Origin of the sequence: Antarctobacter heliothermus (assembly GCF_900188425.1) — a bacterium.
Taxonomy (GTDB): Bacteria; Pseudomonadota; Alphaproteobacteria; order Rhodobacterales; family Rhodobacteraceae; genus Antarctobacter; species Antarctobacter heliothermus.
The window spans coordinates 37099-58712 of the sequence record NZ_FZON01000016.1 but is presented as its reverse complement, the minus strand read 5'-3'; the positions used below and the strand labels follow the sequence as shown (position 1 = coordinate 58712).

At 62.8% G+C, this 21614-nt stretch carries 19 protein-coding genes; 3 read left to right on the top strand and 16 right to left on the bottom strand.

Annotated elements, in window-relative coordinates; genetic code table 11:
• Window positions 1–4 precede the first annotated feature (4 nt).
• A complete protein-coding gene (gene cysG / locus CHB90_RS10495; RefSeq protein ID WP_089277823.1) occupies window positions 5–1402 on the top strand; it encodes a siroheme synthase CysG in 1398 nt (465 codons plus the stop codon).
• Between the two features lie 84 nt (window positions 1403–1486).
• Here the strand turns inward: cysG and CHB90_RS10490 are convergent, their stop codons facing one another.
• The 11 genes from CHB90_RS10490 to CHB90_RS10440 form a co-directional block, all read right to left on the bottom strand.
• Window positions 1487–2518, bottom strand: a complete 1032-nt coding sequence (locus CHB90_RS10490; protein WP_089277822.1) for an extracellular solute-binding protein — start codon at window positions 2516–2518, stop codon at window positions 1487–1489.
• A 20-nt stretch (window positions 2519–2538) separates the two neighbouring features.
• Window positions 2539–3348 (bottom strand): ABC transporter permease, encoded by an 810-nt coding sequence (locus CHB90_RS10485; protein ID WP_089277821.1) that lies wholly within the window; start codon window positions 3346–3348, stop codon window positions 2539–2541.
• A 1-nt stretch (window position 3349) separates the two neighbouring features.
• Window positions 3350–4270 (bottom strand): ABC transporter permease, encoded by a 921-nt coding sequence (locus tag CHB90_RS10480; protein WP_089277820.1) that lies wholly within the window; start codon window positions 4268–4270, stop codon window positions 3350–3352.
• The gene (locus CHB90_RS10475; protein WP_089277819.1) at window positions 4270–5400 is read right to left on the bottom strand and encodes an ABC transporter ATP-binding protein; all 1131 of its coding nucleotides are present in this window, start codon (window positions 5398–5400) and stop codon (window positions 4270–4272) included. The genes CHB90_RS10480 and CHB90_RS10475 overlap by 1 nt, the downstream gene beginning before the upstream one ends.
• Before the next feature lie 162 nt (window positions 5401–5562).
• On the bottom strand, window positions 5563–6693 hold the full coding sequence (gene argE / locus CHB90_RS10470; RefSeq protein ID WP_089277818.1) for an acetylornithine deacetylase: 1131 nt from the start codon (window positions 6691–6693) through the stop codon (window positions 5563–5565).
• Window positions 6690–8024 carry a pyridoxal phosphate-dependent decarboxylase family protein gene (locus CHB90_RS10465; RefSeq protein WP_089277817.1) on the bottom strand — a complete coding sequence of 445 codons (1335 nt, stop codon included), beginning with the start codon at window positions 8022–8024 and terminating at the stop codon, window positions 6690–6692. The genes argE and CHB90_RS10465 overlap by 4 nt, the downstream gene beginning before the upstream one ends.
• The gene (locus CHB90_RS10460) at window positions 8021–10090 is read right to left on the bottom strand and encodes an oxidoreductase (protein ID WP_089277851.1); all 2070 of its coding nucleotides are present in this window, start codon (window positions 10088–10090) and stop codon (window positions 8021–8023) included. The genes CHB90_RS10465 and CHB90_RS10460 overlap by 4 nt, the downstream gene beginning before the upstream one ends.
• Before the next feature lie 92 nt (window positions 10091–10182).
• Window positions 10183–11118 carry a LysR family transcriptional regulator gene (locus tag CHB90_RS10455; RefSeq protein WP_089277816.1) on the bottom strand — a complete coding sequence of 312 codons (936 nt, stop codon included), beginning with the start codon at window positions 11116–11118 and terminating at the stop codon, window positions 10183–10185.
• Window positions 11119–11187: 69 nt separating this feature from the next.
• Window positions 11188–11862 (bottom strand): DUF1028 domain-containing protein, encoded by a 675-nt coding sequence (locus CHB90_RS10450; protein WP_089277815.1) that lies wholly within the window; start codon window positions 11860–11862, stop codon window positions 11188–11190.
• A 48-nt stretch (window positions 11863–11910) separates the two neighbouring features.
• The gene (locus CHB90_RS10445; protein ID WP_089277814.1) at window positions 11911–12327 is read right to left on the bottom strand and encodes a RidA family protein; all 417 of its coding nucleotides are present in this window, start codon (window positions 12325–12327) and stop codon (window positions 11911–11913) included.
• A 1-nt stretch (window position 12328) separates the two neighbouring features.
• Window positions 12329–13492, bottom strand: a complete 1164-nt coding sequence (locus CHB90_RS10440) for an aromatic ring-hydroxylating oxygenase subunit alpha (protein ID WP_089277813.1) — start codon at window positions 13490–13492, stop codon at window positions 12329–12331.
• 207 nt (window positions 13493–13699) lie between these two features.
• Between CHB90_RS10440 and CHB90_RS10435 the strand changes: the two genes are divergently transcribed.
• Both CHB90_RS10435 and CHB90_RS10430 read left to right on the top strand, forming a co-directional pair.
• Window positions 13700–14965, top strand: coding sequence for a flavin-containing monooxygenase (locus CHB90_RS10435; RefSeq protein ID WP_089277812.1), 1266 nt, complete (start codon window positions 13700–13702; stop codon window positions 14963–14965).
• A gap of 6 nt (window positions 14966–14971) precedes the next feature.
• Window positions 14972–15742, top strand: a complete 771-nt coding sequence (locus tag CHB90_RS10430; RefSeq protein WP_089277811.1) for a carbon-nitrogen hydrolase family protein — start codon at window positions 14972–14974, stop codon at window positions 15740–15742.
• Window positions 15743–15840: 98 nt separating this feature from the next.
• Here the strand turns inward: CHB90_RS10430 and CHB90_RS10425 are convergent, their stop codons facing one another.
• Genes CHB90_RS10425 through CHB90_RS10405 form a run of 5 tightly spaced genes read right to left on the bottom strand, consistent with a single transcriptional unit; the run spans window position 15841 to window position 21613 of the window.
• Window positions 15841–17160: a KpsE/RkpR family capsule polysaccharide export protein gene (locus CHB90_RS10425; RefSeq protein WP_089277810.1), complete on the bottom strand. Its 1320-nt coding sequence runs from the start codon at window positions 17158–17160 to the stop codon at window positions 15841–15843.
• A 9-nt stretch (window positions 17161–17169) separates the two neighbouring features.
• On the bottom strand, window positions 17170–17844 hold the full coding sequence (locus CHB90_RS10420; RefSeq protein WP_170941034.1) for an ATP-binding cassette domain-containing protein: 675 nt from the start codon (window positions 17842–17844) through the stop codon (window positions 17170–17172).
• Window positions 17841–18638, bottom strand: a complete 798-nt coding sequence (locus CHB90_RS10415) for an ABC transporter permease (protein ID WP_170941033.1) — start codon at window positions 18636–18638, stop codon at window positions 17841–17843. The genes CHB90_RS10420 and CHB90_RS10415 overlap by 4 nt, the downstream gene beginning before the upstream one ends.
• Window positions 18638–19651, bottom strand: a complete 1014-nt coding sequence (locus CHB90_RS10410) for an SDR family NAD(P)-dependent oxidoreductase (RefSeq protein ID WP_089277807.1) — start codon at window positions 19649–19651, stop codon at window positions 18638–18640. Before CHB90_RS10410 ends, CHB90_RS10415 begins: the two co-directional genes overlap by 1 nt.
• Window positions 19652–21613 (bottom strand): glycosyltransferase, encoded by a 1962-nt coding sequence (locus tag CHB90_RS10405; RefSeq protein WP_089277806.1) that lies wholly within the window; start codon window positions 21611–21613, stop codon window positions 19652–19654. It abuts the gene before it with no gap.
• Window position 21614 lies beyond the last annotated feature (1 nt).

Here is a 21614-nt window from a genome sequence, read left to right as displayed (position 1 = left end):
TGTCATGAAAAGCTTTCCAATGTTCATCCGCACCTCGGGCCGTCGCGTCGTGATCATCGGCGGGGGCGAACAGGCGGCGCAGAAAACCCGGCTGATCCTCAAGACCGATGCAGAGATTGTTCTGGTCGCCCCTGAACTGGACGCCGAATTGCAGGCATTGGTGGCAGAGGGGCGCGCGCGTGATGTTTCGCGCCTGTCGGCGGAGGTGTTTGACGGCGCGGCGATGGGCTTTATTGCCACCGGCTGTCCGGGTCTGGACGCGGCGGTACACGGGTTGGCCCAGGCGATGCGCTGCCCGGTGAACGTGGTGGACCGGCCTGACCTTTGCGACCTGACCACCCCCGCGCTGGTGGACCGCGACCCGGTTGTGATCGCCATCGGCAGCGAGGGCACAGCGCCGGTGCTGACGCGTGAGATCAAGACGCGGCTGGAGGAGAGCCTTCCACTGAACCTTGGGGGGTTGGCGGCCTTGGCGGGGCGCTTGCGGCCTGTCGTCAATGCCCGCGTCGCGCGTGAACAGCGGCGTCCGTTCTGGGCGTGGGTGTTCAAGGGCGGGCCGCGTGCGACGTGGACGCTGGGGCGGGAACGGGACGCCGCGCAACAGATCAAGGCGGCAATTGCGGCAGGCGGCGCACCGCTGGAGACGCACAAGGGTCATGTCTCGCTTGTGGGGGCTGGGCCGGGGTCGCGGGACTTGCTGACGCTGCGGGCGGTCGAGCGGATGCAGGAGGCCGACGTGATCTTTTATGACCGTCTGGTCGATGCCGACGTGCTGGAACTGGCGCGGCGCGATGCCGAGAGGGTCTATGTCGGCAAAGTGGTCGGCGCGCACGCCTGGCCACAGGACCGCATCAATGCGGTCATCGTGGCCGAGGCGCGCAGGGGCCGCCGTGTGGTGCGGTTGAAATCCGGCGATCCGGGTGTCTTTGGCCGCGTGGGGGAGGAACTGACCGCAATCCGCGCGGCAGGGATAGAGGTGGACGTGGTGCCGGGCATCACCGCGGCCTCTGCTGCGGCCGCCGCGATGGGTGAGACCCTGACGGAACGCGGCGTGTCCGATACGTTGATCCTGACGACCGGGATGGCGCAGGCGGGGGCGGCGCTGCCCGACAGCACGCGTCTGGCCTCTCCGGGAACGACGTCGGTGTTTTACATGTCGGTGGGGCAGGCGGGGCGGATCCGCGATGATCTGCTGGCGCGTGGCCTGCCGTCCAGGACGCGTATTCGCGTGGGTATCGACGTCTCCAAGCCCACCCAACAGTTGCTGGACTGCCCGCTGGACGCGCTGGAACAGACGTTGCGGGCGGCGGACTGTCAGGGCTGTGCGGTGATCATGGTGACATGGCCCGCGCGCACTGCCGGAGCCATGTCAGACGAGGCGCGGGCGGTGTGCGTCGCCTGAGCCTGAGACAGGTAGAGTTCCGTAGTCCTCAAACGCAAGGAGGAGCGCATTGCGCTCCTCCAGTCGTTTCGTAGGTCCAAGTGATCACTTTTTCAGGTTGGTCCAGATCTGGTCATAGACCTCTTGCGTGGCTTGATCGCAAACCTGAATGAACACGCCTTCCCCGGCAGTTGCAGGCGGGTTGGATTCCGGTTGCGTTGCCAGAGCGGGATCAAGGAACGGCGCAACCCCATCCACACCCGACACATAGCGCGCATAGTTGGTGACGGCGGCGATGTTTTCAGGCTCCAGCAGGAAGTCCATGAACTTCAACGCGTTGTCGCGGTTCGGCGCGTCCTTGAGCAGGACGACGTTGTCCATCCAGACGATATAGCCCTGCGTCGGAAAGGCGTATTCGGTGTTGGCCCCTTCCTCACGCGCCTTGGCGGCAAATCCGTCATAGATCTGGCCCACGGCGGCATCGCCCGACACCAGCACTTCTTTGGCGGTATCAGAGTTGAACGAGGCCCAGTGTACCTTTGCCTCTTGCAACATGTCGTTCAGCGCCTTGAGCTGGTCGCGGTCGGTGGAACACTGTGGGATGCCCATGTGCAGCGCGGCCATGGCCATGACCTCACCTTGACTGTCCAGCATGTTGATCTTGCCCGACAGGTCGGCGGGCGGGTTGAACAGGATGTCGGTGGTGTTGATGTCGCCGTCAAAGACGTCGCGGTTCACCGCAAACGAGGTAGAGCCCCACTGGTAGGGAATGGAATGCGCGCGGCCCGGATCAAAGGACGGGTCGGCCCATTGCGGCAGGATGTTGCCCTTGTTGGCCAGTTCGCCGTCCTTGATGGTGTCCAGCAGGCCCTCACCCGCCATGATCTGCACCATGTAGTCGCCGGGCACCGCCACGTCATAGGTTCCGATGGCCCCCGCCTTGAGCGAGGCCAGCAGCGCCTCGTTGCTGTCGTAGGTGTCCATGACCACCTCGACGTCGTGCTGTTCGCGGAACTTGTCCAGCACCTCTTGCGGGATGTATTCGAACCAGTGGTAGACCACCAGTTTGCCCTCGGCTGCGGCCATTCCAGCCGTCAGTGCCAGTGCGGCTGCGGTTGTTGTCATCAGTTTTTTCATTGTCGTTCCCCTCTGTTGGTTCATTTTGTCTTGTCCTTACGGCTGATCAGCCATGACAGGGTGACCATCACCACCGATACACCCAGGAGCATGGTGGAAATGGCCATGATGTTGGGCTTGATGCCCTGTTTGACCGCGCCAAAAATCGCGGTGGGCAGGGTTTCGATCCCGGCCCCTTTGACAAAGTTGGTGATGATGAAATCGTCCAGCGACACGATGAAGGCGAGCAGAAAGCCTGACACGATCCCCGGCGCCATCAGCGGCAGCAGGATGCGGGTGAACGCCTGTCTGCGGGTTGCGTAAAGGTCCATCGCCGCCTGCTCATACGTCGCCTCGATCCCCTGCATCCGGGCCGCGATGGGCAGATAGGCAAAGGGAATGCAAAAGGCGATATGCGCCAGCAGGATCGTCAGCAGCCCCCGGTCAAACCCGATGGCGTTGAAAAAGATCAATGTCGCCACGGCGGTCACGATTTCCGGCACCATCAGCGGCAGCGAGATCAGGCCAAAGGACAACATGCGAAGTTTGTATTTGCCCGCCCGCAGGATGGCCGTGGCAGACAGGGTGGCGATGCAGGTGGCGACGCTGGCCGCGATGATAGCGATGACAAAGCTGTTGCGCGCCGCCAGCTTGAACTTGCCGCTTTCCGGGCCGGTAAAGACATCCGCGTACCAGCGCAGGCTGACCCCTTCCCAGTTGGTGATCGAGGGCGAGGCGTTAAAGCTGTAAATCGTGACCACCAGCAGCGGCGCATAAAGGATCACAAGGCAAAGGATCGTGATGGCGCGAAAGCCGGGGTAGACGCGCAAGTCATATCTGCTGGCGCTCATGTCAGGACTCCGCCTTGCTTTGTTGCCGGGCAAAGATCAGCAGGATGATCAGCACCAGCGTCAACAGGATCATCGAGGCGGCAGCCCCGAACGGCCAGTTTCCGGCGTTGCCCTTGAACTGTTCCTCGATCAGCGAGCCAATCATGAAATTCTTGGCCCCGCCCAGCAGGTCCGGGGCCAGGAACGATCCCATCGACGGCACAAAGACAAGGATACAGCCCGCGATGATCCCCGGTTTCACCGAGGGCAACAGGATGCGCCGCAGTACCGTCCAGCGCGAGGCATAAAGGTCTGCCGCCGCCTCGGAGAGGGTAAAGTTATAGCGTTCCACCGCAGCATAGATCGGCAGAACCATGAAGGGCAGGTAGGAATAGAACAGCCCCAGCTGCACCGCGACATTGGTGTTCACGATGGACAGCGGCTCGCTGATGATCCCGATGCCCAGCAGCGCCTCGTTCAGAGGGCCTTGGTCGCGCAGCAGGAACTTCATCGACACGGTGCGGATCAGCAGGTTGACCCAATAGGGGATGGTGACAAGGAACAGCCAGAAGGTGCGCTGCGCCGGGGCGCGAGTGGCGATGAAATAGGCGGTGGGAAAGCCGATCACGAGGCTGAGCAATGTCGCCGCCCCCGCCTGCCAGATAGAGCGCCAGAAGATCTGGATATAGGTCCATTCGATCCGGGGCGGGTCATCTCCGAACAGGCCCCGGTCGAAAAAGAACTGATCATAGGCGGACAGGCTGAATTCCCAGATCACGCCGCCACGAAATTCCTTGGTCAGGAAGGAATAGATCAGCATCATCGTGACCGGGGCCAGCACCAGAATGCCCAGCGTCACCCAGGCGGGCAACAACAGCCATGTGCGCGCCTCGGCATAGGTGTCGCTGGTTGATGAGCCGCCCGTGGCGGCACCGCCTGCCATCAGTCCATCAGGAGGCGCGCGGCCCCCTGCTCCATGTTGACGAAGACCTCTGTCCCCGGCTCAAAGGTGCGCCTGTCGCCGCGACTGGAATTGGGCGCGCGGACGCGGAATTCCGGCCCGTCGGCGAGGTCCAGAATGGTCGAGATGTCGGTGCCGGAAAAGATATTCTCGCGCACGCGGCCCTTCAGGCTGTCACCCTGTGTGGGGTCAGACGACAGGGTCAGACGTTCGGGGCGCAGCGACATGTGGACCTTTGCGCCCGGGCCGATGCCCTCGACCGCGTCGCAGGTCAGCCGGTGCCCGCCGCCCAGATGGCAGGCGGCCTGACCGTCGGCGACGGTGTCTACCGAGACCTCCAGCAGGTTGGTTTCCCCGATGAAGTCCGCGACAAACATGTTGCGGGGGCGGTCATAGATCTCACGCGCGTCGCCTAGTTGCTGCACCTCACCGGCGGACATGACGGCGATCCGGTCGGACATGGTCAGCGCCTCTTCCTGGTCGTGGGTGACAAAGATAAAGGTGATGCCGGTGTCGCGTTGCAGATGTTTCAACTCGATCTGCATGGCCTTGCGCAGCTTGAGATCCAGCGCGCTCAGCGGTTCGTCCAGCAACAGCACCTTGGGGCGCGGGGCCAGCGCGCGGGCAAGAGCCACCCGCTGTTGCTGACCGCCGGACAGTTGCGACGGCTTGCGCGCTGCGAATTGAGACAGTTGCACCATGTCCAGCGCCTCGCCCGCGCGGGCGCGGGCCTCGGACTTGGTGCTGCCCAGCATCTCAAGGCCAAAGCCCACGTTTTCCAGCACGGTCATGTGCGGAAACAGGGCATAGTTCTGAAACACCGTGTTGATAGGGCGTTTGTGCGGCGGCAGTTTCACGATGTCATCGCCAAAGAGGTGAATCGCGCCCTCTGTGACCTCCTCGAACCCGGCGATCATGCGCAACAGCGTGGTCTTGCCGCAGCCAGAAGGACCAAGCAGGGTAAAGAACTCATTGTCCCGGATCGACAGCGACACGCGCTTGAGCGCGGTAAAATCGCCGTACCGCTTGACCGCGTTCTGTACGTCGATCGCAAAGGTCGTTTCTGGTGTCACGCGCGCCCCGTCCTTGGTTCGTGTCCGTTGCAGGAGCATAGAAAGGCTACCCAAGGGTCAGAAGCAACGACTGCCTCAGCGATTGTTAGCCTCAGCCTAAGACGCGCCGAACAACGGCTTTTCCCGCCACAGCAAGCATGGTTGCACAAAAATGGGTCAGGGCTGCATGATTTTTGTGCGATGTGGGAATTGGCCATGTGCCTAGCAAAGCTCGTCCAACACCTGGTCGAGCATCGAGTCGCAGGCGTCCAGTTGCGACTTTTGCAGATATTCGTCGGGTTTGTGGCCCTGCGCTTCCATATCGCCGGGCCCGCAGACGACAGTGGGGATACCCAGCGCGTCAAAGAAACCGGCCTCTGTGCCAAAGGCAACCTTGGTCAGGGTCTGGCAGCGGGCAAGGCGCTGGACAAGGCGCGTGACTTCGGCGTCTGGCGGGGTGTCGAGGCCGGGATAGGCTGTGACCTGCTCCAGCGAGAGTGTCGCGCCGTGGGTTTGGGCGATCCCATCGGCAAGGGTCTGGATGCGTGCCATCAGCGTGTCAGGGGCGTCGGCGGCAAGGTGGCGGAATTCGAACAGCACGTCGGCCCGGTCAGGGACGATGTTCAGCGCAGTGCCGCCAGACAGTTTGCCCACATGGACGGTGCTGTAGGGGATCGCATAGCTGTCGTCGCGCGCGCCGTTGGTGGCGAGATCGTCCTGCAATGCACGCAGGCCGCAGACCAGATCCGCCGCAAGGTGCAGCGCATTGGTGAAACGTGGCGCCAGCGCAGAATGGCCGGCCTCACCGTGACAGGTGGCGCGGATCGCGCGCTTGCCCTTGTGGCCCACGGCGACCTGCATCGACGTAGGCTCGCCCACGATGCAGGCGCGCGGCAGGCCGATGGCGGGTTCCAGCGCGTCGATCATTCGAGCAATACCGACGCAGCCGATTTCCTCGTCGTAGGAAATGGCCAGTTTCAGCGGTTCGCGCAGGGGGCGCTTCGCGGCCTTGTCGGCGCAGGTCAGCATTGCGGCCAGAAACCCCTTCATGTCGGTTGTGCCGCGCCCATAGAGACGGTCGCCCTCGACCGTCAGGCGAAACGGGTCGCGCGTCCATGTCTGGCCCTCAACCGGGACAACATCGGTATGGGCCGACAGCAGGACTCCCGCACCCTTTGGTCCGATGCTGGCGAATAGCCCGGCCTTGTCCTGCTGGGGGTCCGTGAAACGGGTGACGGCAAAGCCGCGTGATGTGAGGAAGTCCTCAACATAGGCGATCAGCGGCAGGTTTGAGCGGGCGCTGACCGTGTCGAACCCGATGAGCTTGTCGAGGATCTCGAGGCTTGTGGTCATGGCGTGAGAGTCTTGAGCGTGTTCAACACTGCATCTGGGTCAGTCTGTGGGTTCACGATACACAGACGAAACACCATCTCACCGCGCCAGCGCGTGGGCAGGCACAGCAGCGCGCCAGAGCGGCGGTGCCCCTCGGCCCATGTGATCATGGCGTCCTCGGACATGTCGGTGGGGCGGAACAGGATCACCGTCAGTTGCGGCCCAAGCAGCAACTCCAGTCCGTCTATTGCTGCGATGCCTTTTGCGATCTCTTCTGCCACCTCGCGCGTGGCGGCGATGGCCTGCGTGTAGGCGCGGGTGCCATGGGTCGCCAGCGCGTACCACAGCGGCAATCCGCGCGCCCGACGAGTCAGATGCAGCGCGTAGTCGGAGGGGTTCCAGTGGGTCTTGTCCACGGTGTCCAGATAGACCGCCTTTTGCCCATGCGCCGCCGCGCCGTGACCGGCATCGCGGTAGATCAGCGCGCAGGAATCGTAAGGTGCAAACAGCCATTTGTGCGGATCGACGATCAGGCTGTCGGCGCGGTCTATGCCGTCAAAGGCGGGCCGCATCACCGGATCGGCCAGCGCCGCGCCCCCATAAGCCCCATCGACGTGCAGCCAGAGACCATGCGCCTGCGCAAGGTCGGCCAGACCGGCAATCTCATCCACAGCACCACAGTTTGTCGCGCCGCCATTGGCGACGATGGCAAAGACGCGGTCATCCAGATGAGGTTTGGCGGCCTCTCCCGACATGTGCCCACGCGCGTCGGCAGGCACCAGGATCACATCCACATCCATGATCCGCGCGACGGCGGCGATGGAACTGTGCGCCTCGGACGAACACAGGATTGCGCCGCGGCCCTCACCGGGGTGGTTGCGGCGGTGCCATTCGCGCGCCGCGTGCAGGGCCGACAGGTTGCCCAACGTGCCGCCCGCCACAAACACACCGCCCGCCGTTTCCGGCCACTGTGCCAGATCGGCGATCCAGCGCAGCGCCTGATTTTCGGCGTGGATCGCACCCGCGCCGCCGTCCCAGTTTCCGGCAAATATGCCCGCCGCGCCCAAGGCCGCGTCAAAGCTCAGCGCCGCGCGGCTGGGGGCGGAAGCGACAAAGGACAGGCTGGTGGGGTGTCCAAAGGGCCGGGTTGACGGCACGATGGTGTCGGTGAACAGGTCAAAGGCGGCCTGACTGCCAATGCCGTCGTTGGTGATCGACCCGCCCAGGATCGGTTCCAGCGCGGCAAAGGCCTGTGCGCCATGCTTTGGGTCCGGGCCTTCGGCGATGCGTTTTGCGGTCCACGCAAGGATCTGGTCGGTCGCAGTGGGATCAAAGGGAAACGGGTCTTTCATTCCGCGGCCAGTTCGGTGATTTCGCGGCGGAAGGGCAGGGCGTCGCCGATGTCCGTGCCGTCCAGTTCACGAGCATAGCGGTGGCCTGCGTAGGTTGCCCATGCAATCGGGCCGGGGGCCTCGGCATCACCGATGATCTTGACCGATTTGATCCCCGCATCCGCCCAATCATCCTGCCGTGCCTTGAGATCGGTATAAAGCGCGTTGTTTTCCAGTTTGGAGGCAACGACCACCACCGCGTCGCAGCCGATTTCCGTCAGGCGGTCAGTGTAGGTGCAGTTGGTCACGACATGGCCCTTGCCGATGGCCGACACGCCCCGGTTCAGCACAATCTCGATCCCCATTTCGGCCAGCCGCCGGTGGATCGTGTGCTGTTCCAGCGTGTTCACCGTCCAGTCGGACAGATAGGCAGAGGGCGTGACGATGGTGACCTGACAGCCCTCCTGCCGCAACAGTTCAGCCAGAACGCCGCCCATGTAATAATGATCGTCGTCGTAAATCACCACATGGCCAGAGGGCCGCTGCCCGTCCATGATGTCGTCGGGCGTATAGATCGGCATGGCCGCGTCCATCGGGAAGGGCACAACATGCTGACGGCTGACCCCGTCGCTTCGCCATTTGGCCCCCGTGGCGATACAGACGTGCTCAAAACCGAACTCAAGGATGCTGTCGGCGTCCAGCGCGCTGTCGAAATAGGTCTGCACGTTGGGTTTTTGCCCGATCTGGTATTCGCGATAATCCGCAACGCGGCCCCATGCGGATAGGCCGGGCAACAGTCGTTCACGCGCCACACGACCGCCGACCGCTGTACCCGCCTCGGCCAAAGCCACGTCATAGCCGCGTTCCGCCAAGGCGCGCGTCGCCTCCAGCCCTGCCGGTCCAGCGCCCACCACCAGAACTGATTGGCTGTCGCCTTGTGCGTTCATCCGTTCCGGGTGCCAGCCCTTGCGCCATTCCTCCATGAAAGTCGGGTTCTGAGTGCAGCGGCTGATCGACATGGTCATGTCACCGGTGATGCAGATGTTGCAGCCGATACATTCCCGGATGTCCTCGATCCGGCCTTCCTCGATCTTTTTCGGCAGGAAGGGATCGGCAATCGACGGCCGCGCGCAGCCAATGGCGTCCAGCGTGCCGCTGCGGATCATCTTGGCCATCACGTCGGGCGAGGTAAAGCGCCCGACACCGACCACCGGCTTGTCCGACAGTTCGCGGATGCCGCGCACCAAAGCCTCTTGCGCGCCTTCGTCCTTGAAGCGGCTGGGCCCGGAACAATCCTCCCACGTCCCATGTGCCAGATCCCAAAGATCCGGCAGATCCTTGTTCATCTCGACAAAGTCGCGCACCTCGGCGTTGGAAAAGCCAAGGTCGCCGATGCTTTCATCCAGACTGACACGCAGGGTGATCCCCATCGTATCGCCCACAGCCTCGCGCATGTCGGCGATCACCTCACGGGCAAAGCGCGAGCGGTTCTCCAGTGAGCCGCCGTATTCATCGTCCCGCATGTTGGTCGCGCGTGACAGAAAGTGCTGAAAGATACCAAACCCATGCGCGCCGTACAGGCAGATCAGGTCAAACCCGCCAATCTGGGCGCGTTTTGCCGCGTTCACGAACCAGCGGCGCAGGTCCTTGATCTCATCCTTGGACAGGGCACGGGCCTGCATCGGGTCATTGGTAAAGGTGCGGATTGGCCCGGGGGAGACCGCGCGCGGCACCTCCTTGGTGTACAGGTTCGGCCCGTTGACGCCGGAATAGGCCAGCTGAATGCCCGCCAGCGCGCCGTGCTCTTTCATCTTGTCGGCCATGCGCGCCAGCATGGGGATGTCCTTGTCCTCCCACAGGCGCAGCTCGATGAATGGCGTGATTTCCGAGGTGTGGTGCATCTCACATTGTTCGGTGAACACCACGCCCCAGCCGCCCTGCGATTTGATCCCGCGCATGGCGGCGGCGGCAGAAGGATCGCGATAGCCGCCGCCGTTGCAATGCGGCACCTGGTAAAATCGGTTTTTTGCGGTGACGGGGCCGATGGTCAGCGGCTCGAACAGGATGTCGTATCGGGGATCGCGCAAGGTCTGCTCCATGATGTTTGCGGGCAGGATACCCATGCGGGCCTGCCCCGAAAGATTGCCCTGCGAAAGCATGGCTTAGGCAGGCGCTAAGGTCAGACCATCGGTTCCCCGCCAATGCTGGCCAGCCGCCCGCTGCGGACCAGTCCAATGCCGTATTCGATGAACGCACGGACCGCGTTGGACCGGTCGGCGTCCTGCGCGGTCAGGAACCCCATCCGCAGCGGGCGCACGTCGCCGGTGATCGGCACGCAACGGACCGGGTTGCCGTCGGGGGCGATGTCGCTGAGCGGGCGCACATTGGCGATGGAATAGCCAAAGTCATTGGCCACAAGGCTGCGCATCACCGCCATGTCGCGGGTGCGTTCGGCGATGATGGGCTTGGTCCCCAACTTGTTGAAAAACGACAGGAAATAATCGGCGCTGAGCGGTAGGTCCAACAGCACCATGGGATGGTCCTTGAGATCCTCGATGGTGACCGAGGCGCGATCCGCCAGTGGATGCCCGGTGCCCATCAGCGCAATGGGCGGCAGGCGCACTAGGCTGGTGAATTGCAGATCGGCGGGCAGATCCAGATCATAAGTCAGGGCAAGATCGACCTCTGACCGTCGCAGGGCGCTGAACAATTCCACCTGGTTCAGCTCGGCTTGCCGCAGGCGGACCTCGGGGTATTGCGCCTCAAACCCGCGCCGCAATCCCGGCAGCACCAGTTGCGCAAAGGTCAGCAAGCAGCCAATGGCCAGTGGCCCGCGCACCTTGCCCGCGATGTCGCCCGCGATATCGGTCAGCGCGCCCGCCTCGCGCAGGACCAGCCGCGCCTGCTCCATCATCTGCCGTCCGCCTTGGGTCAACGACAGCCCCTGCGCATGCTGGCGTACAAACAGCGGCAGGCCGAACTCCTGCTCCAGCTGGGTTATCGCGGCAGAAATCGAAGGCGATGAGACATTGATCCGCTCTGACGCGCGCGCAATGCTGCCCGCCTCGCCAACGGCGACGAAATATTCCAATTGCCGGAGGGTATACCTCAGCATCTTGTTTCCTTGAGCGATTATGCCGCTCAAGCTTTGTCCTTGATGGTCAGGGGGCGCAAGGGGCAGGCGCTATTCGTCGCCCGGAACGCCGTAGGATGGCGCCTCACGCGGGTCCAGAGCGCGTTGGATATATGCATCCAGTTGCGGCTTGTAGATGCCCCATGCGGTGGCGACGGCCTCGATCGGGCAATCCTCGGTCCAGTCGATGCGCAGATCGGCCACCGGCCAGCTGACCTTGTCCACCAGCATCATACCCGCCGAATGCACCGGCCCGGCCTCACCGCCCGCCGCCAGACCGGCGCGCATGGCGGCAATCAGGCGGTCGCCCAGATGGCCGGTTGCCATCTCGAAGCCCGCCACGATGGCCGCTGGCACACCGTCATTGGCCAACATGTTGCCGCCAGAGGCCACATCGCGCCCCTGTGCCTGCGTCCAGATTCCCAATGAGTTCGGCCCGGAATGGATCGCCGTTCCGCCCTGCGCGTCCACCGCCAGCACCTGCCGGTACTCGATGAATTTGCCGCGCTGCTGTACCTCGGCCACCGCCTCTGCGGCGCTCATACCCTCCTGCATCAGGTCCAGCGCCAACGGCCCCAGAGTCGGGTCGGTGACATTCTGGGATGCCACGGCCCCAACCCTCGCCCGCGCATAGGCGCACCGCGCCGCCACGGCAGGGGACGAGGATGAAATCGCCAGCCCAAACATGCCGGTGTCCGCGCAGCGCGCGACAAGCGAAAAGGTCATGGCGCTTCCCCGTGTTTCTTCTCTGTAAAAATACCCAATTCTTTGCTCTCAATCCGGGATCACGGCTGTGGCGTCGATCTCGACCAGCCATTCGGGCCGCGCCAGCGCCTGCACGACAAGCCCGGTGGACACCGGATGCACGCCTTTGATGTATTCGCCCATGGTCCGGTAGACCGCCTCACGGTGGCGCACGTCGGTGATGTAGACAACGACCTTGACCAGATGGTCCATCGTGCCGCCGGCCTCTTCGATCAGCTGGCGGATGTTCTGCATGACCTTGTGGGTCTGTTCCGCAGGGTCATGACTGTCGAGGTTGCGGGCCGTGTCCAGATCCTGCGGGCATTGTCCGCGCATCCAGACCGTGCTGCCGCCGCGCGTCACAACCGCCTGACACAGATCGTTGTCCAGGTTCTGTTCTGGGTAGGTGTCGCTGGTGTTGAACGTGCGGATGCGGGTGTGGGTCATATTACTCTCCGACAGCGTCCCGGTCTGCCGCCTTTGAGGCGTCGATCCGGGACATGAGGTATTGCGCAAAATCGTAGTTGGGGCGTTCGAGGTGGCTAAGGTGTCCCGGCTGGGCGAGGCTGGAGCATAGCCCGCGATAGACCTTTTCGGTACAGCCCCGGTCCTCGACGTTGACATCGTCCAGCAGGGTCTTGAGCGCGGTAAAATTGTCCTGCGCATCCGGGTCATCGGCGTAATCATCCGACATGCCGCCGCCAAAGCGGATATGAACCTGTCCCGGCCCCTTGGGGTGCAGCGACAGATACCAGAAATACCCCGGCGTCAGCGTGATCATCAGGCTGGGGTAGATCGCCAGCAAAAAGGTCGTGCGCCGTTCATCGCCCTTAAGTCGGTCATTGGACGGGTGCGCCATGGCGATCCGCAGTTTGTCGTCCTTGAGGATGGTGTGATAGTTGAAGGTGTCGCGCCCCGGCGGGCAGATCATGTCCTCCAGCCGCGACAGCCCGCCGATGGTGCCCGCGTGACAGACCGGCAGGTGATAGCTTTCCATGAAGTTCTCGGCCAACACCTTCCAGTTGGTGTCCCAGACGTGCTCTTCGTAAAACGCCTCGGTGTAGTTGGTCATGTCGTAGCCCGCGAGCATCGCCTCGACCTCGGCCAGCTTTTCCGCCACCGGCGCGGCGTCCGCGTCCAAAGAGACAAACACCCAGCCCAGCCATTCCTCGCAGCGCACGGCGGGCAGGGTATAGGCGTCCTTGCAAAAGTTTTCGTTCTTGGTCATCGCGGGCGCGCCGCGCAGCTTGCCATCCAGATTGTAGGTCCAGGCATGATAGGGGCAGACGATAGATCGCGTGTTGCCGCGTCCCTGCAACAGCGTCGACATGCGGTGCAGGCAGACATTGCTGAGCGCACGCAACGCGCCTTCGCGGTCGCGCAGCACGACGATGGGCTGACCCGCCAGTTCGCAGGTGACATAATCTCCGGGGTTTTGCAGCGCGTCCGCCCGCCCGATGCAGTACCAGTCCTTGCGGAAGACATGTGCCAGTTCTTCGTCGACAAAGGCTTGCGTCGTGTAGACTTCGACGGGCATGGCGCGGGCGCGCTCAAACGGGACAGAGGTGTTCTGCCGCAGCGCCTCGACAGGGTCGATCTGGTCTTTGGCCATTGGAAAGGCTCCCATGGGGAAATGACGGGTACACCATAGATGCGGCAGTCATGGGCGATTGAAAAGGAATGCTATGTCTTATCGGTGATTAGCGTCGCCCTAAGCGGGATTAGCCTGCCCGAAAGCAAGGCTTCATGATTGCCTAGTTTCGATGCCTCGCTGCTGCCGCCTAGGTTTCCCGGCAAAGATGGATCGAAGGGTTTTGGCATGGAATGCACGGATACGGTGGTGGTGGGCGGCGGACAGGCCGGTATCGCAATGAGCGAACACCTCAGCCAACAGGGCATTGCCCATATCGTGCTGGAGCGGGACCGCATTGCAGAACGCTGGCGCACGGGGCGCTGGGATTCGCTGGTGGCCAATGGTCCCGCTTGGCATGATCGTTTCCCGAACCGTGCGTTTGCCTGTGACGCCGACGCCTTTCCTGACAAGGAAAGCGTGGCGGATTATTTCGTCGCCTATGCCGAACAGATCGCCGCGCCGGTACGCACGGGTGTCGAGGTGCAGGAGGTTGTCCCGCTGGAGGGGCGCGCCGGGTTCCGCGTGACCACCTCTGACGGGCAGATCGAGGCGCGCCATGTGGTGGCCGCAACAGGCCCGTTCCAGCGCCCCGCGATCCCGCCCGTGGTGCCAGCGGATGCCGGGCCGTTGCAGATGCATTCCAACACCTACCGCAATCCGGAGCAACTGCCCGAAGGGGCCGTGCTGGTGGTGGGCGGTGGCTCATCCGGGGTGCAGATCGCCGAGGAATTGATGAACGCGGGCCGCAAGGTCTACCTGTCGATGGGGCCGCATGACCGCCCGCCGCGCCGCTACCGGGGGCGCGACAATGTCTGGTGGCTGGGTGTTCTGGGCAAATGGAACGCGGATTCGCCAGGGCCGGGGACGGAACATGTGACCATTGCGGTCAGCGGTGCAGAGGGCGGCAAGACGGTCGATTTCCGCAAGCTGGCCAACCGGGGCATGACCCTGCTGGGCATGACGGCGGGGTATCACGCGGGCAAGATTACCTTTGCCCCGGACCTGAAAGAGAACCTTGACAAGGGCGATGCCAATTACCTGTCGGTGCTGGATGAGGCAGACGCCTATATCGCGCGTCACGGGCTGGACCTGCCGCAAGAACCAGAGGCGCGGGAGATCCCCGCAGACCCCGAGTGTGTGACCAACCCGATCCTTGAACTGGATCTGGCAGAGGCCGGTGTGGGGACGATCCTCTGGGCAACGGGCTATGCGTTCGATTTTGGCTGGATCAAGGCGGATGCCTTTGATGAGCGGGGCAGCCCGATCCATCAGCGCGGGGTGTCCTGTGAACACGGGCTGTATTTTGTAGGTCTGCCGTGGCAGTCCCGGCGCGGGTCGTCGTTTATCTGGGGGGTCTGGCATGACGCCAAGTTCATCGCCGATCAGATCGCGATCCAGCGCAGCTATGCGGCCTATGAGGGCATGGCGCGGCGGGTGACAGAGGAGGCGTGACGCGGGATGAAGCTGGCGATTTATCAAGGCGCGCCCACGGATGGCGATGAGGCCGGGGCCTTTGCCCGGATCGAACGGTGTCTTGCCGCAGCCGCCGCGATGGATTCGGAAACCGTCGTCTTTCCAGAGTTGTTTCTGCCCGGCTACAACCGCCCGGACCTGCATCCCATTCGCGCGCAGGCGCAGGGTGGCGCGTGGGAAACGCGCCTGGCAGAACTGTGCCGCGCGGCGGATTGCGGGCTGGTCATCGGCTGGGCAGAGCGGGATGGAGAGGCCGTTTACAACGCCGCCAGTTGCCATGACCGGACGGGACGCAAGCTGGCCCATTACCGCAAGGTGCAGCTGTTTGGCCCGATGGAGCAGTCGGTTTTTGTCGCCGGAGACGAATATTGCCTGTTCGATCTGGGCGGTCGCCGCGCCGCGTTGCTGATCTGCTACGATGTCGAATTCGCGCACCACGTCAGAGCGCTGGCCGAACAGGGGGCCGAGGTGATCCTTGTCCCGACGGCCAACCCCGCCGGGTTTGAAAACGTCTCTGACCTGCTGGTGCCTGCTAGGGCGATGGAGATGGCCGTGACCGTGGCCTATGCCAATTACCACGGCGCAGAGGCCGGGCTGGCGTTTGGCGGCGGGTCGGTGATTGCCGGGCCGGATGGAAATATCCTAGCCAAGGCAGGCACGGGAGAGGCGCTGTTGATTGTCGATCTTGCGGCGGCGTCAGCGGTGGCGGCAGACCTGCTGAGCACCCAGCGTCAGGACAAGCGCGATTTGCCGTGACGTGGTGTCCGGAGGGACAGGACAAACTGCCAGATGGAGGTTTGGCAGGGAGTGGCGGGGGGCAAGTCCCGCCCGGTCGGGATCGCGGCCCAAGGTTCTCAGGACCGCCCGCTGCGCAGGGTCACAACCGCGCCGAACAGGGCCAGACAGACGATCAGGGTAAACGCCAGCGTCGCCGGGATGCGCGGGTACAGCGCGGCCTGAGCGGTGCTGGGCGGCACCACAACCTGAAAGATGCTGCGGTTGAGCGCCGCCTCGCGGTTCGCCTCGGCCTGTGTGGCAATCGCCGATCTGACCGCCTCGCGGGCCAGTTCAAGGTTCAGTGACGCGCGTTCATATTCCATCAGCATATTGTTCAAAGGCGTGGGTGAGATGCCGTCAGGCGACACCAGTTGCGCGCGTTCCTTGTCAATCTGCGCCGAGATATGCGCCGCCAGCGCAATCAGCTTTTCGGTCTGGCGGTTGTCTCCGACCCCGGCAATCTGGGCCTTCTGGATCTCGTTGTCGATCCGGTAGGCCTCATCCTCCAGTTCCTTGATCCGGGCATAGATGTTCTCCACCCGGTTCTTGGGGTCGACATCCTGATATTTCATCTGCAAGGCCACAAGCGCGGTCTGGGCGTCCTGCACCTGCGTTTCCGCAACTCGGCGCATGTCGGCGGCGTGGGATTGGCGTTTGTCGAACAGCATCTGTCCCAGTCGGGACACCTGCGATTCCGCATTTCGCAGCACGGCCTCGGACACCAGAATGGCCTGTTCGTGGCTGTCGGCGCGCACAAACAGCGTCAGCAGGCCGCTTTGCACATCAACCGAGGATTCGACGAAACGGTCGAATTGCATCCGCTTGCTGACCGACAGGACCGGGATCGTGCGCAGGCGGCGGACCGGGTCGATGGCCTCTCCGCTCAACTCTGTCACGATGCCGATTTCCTCTTCGAGAGAGTCCATCAGTGCCTGACTGTTGATGTAGGTGTCCGCGCGGAACACCTCTTGCAGGTTGCTGGGTTTTTCCAGACCACCCAACAGCCCCGCCTGCACACCCGATCCGGAATTGCCGGTCTTGGTGATGGCGATGACAGAGCGCGCCTCATACAGCGGGGTGGCCACAAACATCAGGTAGGCCGCGACCAGCAGCACGGGCAATAGGACGATGGCCCCGAACAGCAGCCAGCTGTGCGGGTCTTTCAACCGGCGCTGTGGCTGTGCGGTATCCGGGGGCTTTGGGGCATCATCCGCAGGTACGGATTGCAAAAACACCATCGCAGGCGATTTGGGCTCTTCGACCGCAGCGGGGGCAGTCGGCGTTTTGGCAACGGGGGGCGGTTGCTGACGCGCCGCCGCATCCGCTGCCGCAATGGCCGCGCGCTTGTCTTTCCAAGCGGTTATGCCTGCGTCTTCTTTCGCTGCCGGGTTCGACATGTCACACCCTCAAATAAGCTCGGATTGGTTGGTTTTTTGCAGGTCCAGCGCGTCTTGCGCCACGTTCAGGTCATCGCAGGGCACAAGGCGCTTGTTGATCAACACATAGAACCGGTCACAGTACTGTTTGAGCTGGCGCACGTTGCGCGACAGGAACACCAGCCCGCCGTCAGACAGGCGCTGGGTCAGAACCGCATCGCACCGCTTGCGTTGGAAAGGCTCACCCACGGAAATCACCTCATCGGCGATCCACATGGCCGGACCGGGGACAGAGAGGGCACAGGCATAGGCAAGGATCGCGCGTTGCGTCGGGGTCAGATCCTGCATCATCTTGCGGGCCACGCCGGGGATGCCGCAAAAGGCGCTGCAAAACTCCACCGTGGCGTCGGTTGGCATACCGACAAGGCGTTCAAAGATATGCAGGTTGTCGCGCACGCTGAGCGCGGGATGCAGGAACCCGGCAAAGCCGATGGGCCAGCTGACACGCCCCTCACGGTGGACCGATCCCCGGTCCGGTTGGTCGATCCCCGACAACAGTCGTGCGAACGAGGATTTCCCGGTCCCCGGTGAGGCAAGAATGCCGACCCGTTCGCCACGGTGAAAGGTGGCAGTGGCCTCTGTCACAATCGGATCACGCCGAAAAAACCCGGGTTTGAGGATGCTGACCTGATCAAGCGCAATCATAGCCGTCCCCGCATGATGCGCCGGGTGTTGGCAAAGCGTTCCAGTGGCAAGGAGATCAGAAAGAACCCGGCCGCGACGACAATTGGATACCATGCGTTGGCGAAATGAGAGGTGAAGCCAAGGAAATAGCCCTCGCGCAGGATTTCGGTCACATGCAGGAACGGGCTGTACCACAGGATGTCCCGCACCGGGCCGGGCAGTTCGGCAGCGGTGTAAAAGATCCCCGACAGCCAGAAGAACGGGCGCAGGACCAAAGGCACCGACCGGGCAAAGGTATCGCTGATTTGTGCGCCGATGGCCACAAAGCGACCGACCCCGCAGCCCAGCAACCATGTGATGGCCAGCGCATACAGTACAGAGGGCAGCGCGTGGGGCAGGGGCGTGCCAAACATGACGGTCACGGTGCCAAAGATCAGCAGGGCCGAGACGATCAGGTTCAGCCCTTCCAGCAGCATCGAAGACCACAGTATGTCATCCGTCGACACGGTCGCGAAATAGCGCATGTAGCGATGCGCGCTCAGCACCCGGCTGAGGGCGGTGACGGTTTGGCGAAAGGCCACATAGGGCAGGATGCCGGTGGCCACAAAGATCGCCAGCCCCGCATCGATGGGCGGTGTGCGTTCCAGATAGACAAACAGGCCGACGATCAGGGCGATCCAGACGGCGGGCGTGATATAGGCCCAGAGATAGCCAAAGGTGCCGCCCGCAAAACGGGTTTTCCGTTCGCGGTTCAGCAGGACCATGATCCTGCCAAAGGTGCCCGGAGGCGTGATATGCGGCGCGGCGGCTGTCATTACACCTGATAGTAGTCCCTGTACCAGTTGACGAAGTTGCGGATGCCTTCGGCGACCGGCGTGTTGGGGCGAAAGCCGGTCAGCGCCTCCAGCAGATCGGTGTTGGCCCATGTGGCGGGCACGTCCCCCATCTGCATGTCCATCATGTTCTTGGGGATCTCCATGCCCAACGTCTTTTCCAGCTCTGTGATGAAGTCCATTAGCGGAACCGACGCGCCGTTGCCGATGTTCATGGTGCGGAAGGGGGCCACCGGGCTGAGGCTGTCGCCGGGGATGGGCGTGGTGCGACCCTCCACCTGCGGCGGCGGCGTGTCGATCAACAGGCGGATCGCGTGGACCAGATCATCCACATAAGTAAAGTCGCGCGCCATCTTGCCGTGGTTGTAGACGTCGATGGTTTTCCCGGCGAGCGCCGCGCGCACGAACTTGAACAGCGCGAGATCGGGGCGTCCATAGGTGCCGTAGACGGTGAAAAAGCGGAACATCGTCGTCGGGATGTGCCAGAGGTGCGCATAGGAATGCGCCATCGACTCATTCGCCTTCTTGGTCGCGGCGTAGAGCGTCAGGGGCAGATCGGTCTGTTGCGTCTCTTCAAACGGCATCTGGGTGTTGCCGCCATAGACCGACGACGTGGATGCCATCAGCAGGTGATCCACCCTCGCCTCCCGCGCCGCCTCCATCAGGTTGAAGGTGCCGGTCAGGTTGGAGTCGATATAGGCGCGCGGGTTTTCAAGACTGTAGCGCACGCCCGCCTGTGCTGCGAGATGCACAATCGCATCCGGTTTGGCCTTTGCCACCGTTTTCGCCAGCAGGTCGTTGTCTTCCAGCATCCCGATCTGGGCGCGAAATCTGGGGTTTTTCTCAAGGATCGCGTGGCGGGCCTTTTTCAATTCCACGTCGTAATAGTCCGTCAGACCGTCATAGCCGACAACGGCAAAGCCTTCGTCCAGCAGGTGCTTTGCCAGGTGAAAGCCGATGAACCCTGCGGTTCCGGTGACGAAGATGGTTGCCATTCAGTATGCCTGCTCGATTGTCTTTGCTGTCTCGATTGTATTGAAGAGGTCGCTTGTCCTGTTCAGGATCGTTTCGACCGAAAAGCGATCAACGGAATGGGCCATCGCCGTGGCGCCAAAGCGGGCCAGCCTGTCAGGGTCCGTCAAGAGCGACGCCAGTGCCGTGTCCAGTTCCTGTTCGGGGAGGGTATCCGCAGCGGACAGGATCACGCCGGTGACGCCCTGTTCCACGACCTCGTCTGTGCCGCCTGCGGGGGTCGCCAGAACGGGTGTTCCGACCAGCTGGCTTTCGATCAGGACGTTGGGCAGGCCCTCCATCTGGGCCAGATGCATCAGCAGATCCGCCCGATGCATGTAAAAGCCGACGTTGCTGCGGATGCCCACGGCAAAGACCCGGTGCGACAGGCCAAGGGTTTCGATCAGCGCGCGCGCTTCTGGCAACAGCGCCCCATCGCCCAGCATCACGAACCGGGTGTCATCGTGCCGGGCCAGATAGCGCGCCGCGGTTTCGATCCACTGAAGCGGGCGTTTGTTGGTGTCGAACCGGAATACGCCCAGCACTGTTTTGGTGCAGGGCTCTGTCTGGCGTAGGATGTCGGACCACAGCGCCGTGTCAGTCTGATCGCCGTCCGACGACATGATGTTGACGGCGTTGGGGATCACCTGGACGGTGCCGGGCGCAAGGGCCAGCCAGTCTTCATAGGCAGTTGCCGCCTTTTGGCTGTTGGCGGTCAGCGTGACATGCGGCATCCGCGCAAGGGCGGTATATAGCACCGGCAGTTCATCGCGGTAAAAGGTCGGTCGCAGGTTGGGCGGCAAGCCGCGAAAGGACGTCACAATGCGGGGCACACCGGCCAGAACGGCGGCAATGGCGGATTGTACGATCCCACCATCCTGCCACAGGTACGCCACGTCGGTCTGATGGGCGCGGAAATGGCGGAGCAATTGGCAGGTGTGGCGATGCACGTCAGGGGCCAGCAGGTCGATCAACTCGGCTAGTTCGGACGAAATGCCACCCAACTCGGCGGTCTGGATCTGTCGTTCTTCGGCCAACACCCGGACAGGCACATCCGCCTCCGCCATCATGGGTCGGTAGAAATCCGCGCCGGTGGCTGGGTTCGTGTGTTTGACCCAGACTTCGGGCGTAGGGCTGGCGTGTCTTTTGCTGCGCTCCTTGAACGCGCAGGCAATGCGCGTCATCTGACGTTCGGCCCCGCCTGTGCCCAATTGTCCGCTGAAAAAGACGATTTTCGGCGCGCACGCCCTTGGGCGCGGCGAAGGTGCCCGCGAAAAGATCTCATCGATCACCGTCGCAGAGTGCGACAGGTTGTATTTGGCCATCATGCCTGCTTTGTGCTCAACTGTAGCGAGCATTTCTTGAGATGCTCTGCCCATACGTTCGCGAGCATACACGCCTTTGGCAACCGTTGCAGCATCGATAAATCGCGACTGTTCCAAAAGTGCCTTGATATAGTCCATGCGCAGGGATCGATCCTGCGGGTGCAGGACGGACAGGGTGGCCCACAGTTGGTCCAGTTCGTCCCACGCCTTGAGTTCGACAAGTCCGGGCAGGGCAATCCGGGCCTGTGACAGGGTGCGCCAGCAATCCGGGTAGAGACGCGCGATATGGTCGATGCCGTCCGCAACACGCCCGTCGCGGCGATACCATCGCATCAGCATCCGCAGCGCCAGACCATCCTCCGGGTAGCGGCCCTGAAGATGATCCCAAAGTGACCGCATGTCGCGCTCTGTGCCTGTCTTTTCCAGCAAGAGACCACAGGCCACGGCGATGTTTCTGTCCGCGCGGTAGTCTTTCAGAACCGGCTCCAGCCGCTGGAGGATATCCGCCGCCATTTCGGACCGCTTTATGTTTCTCGACAAGTCGAAAATCTCTTGCGACACGCCATCCGGCAACGGCAAGCCGTTGTTGGACAGGTTGATCTGTTCCGCAAGCGATACCATC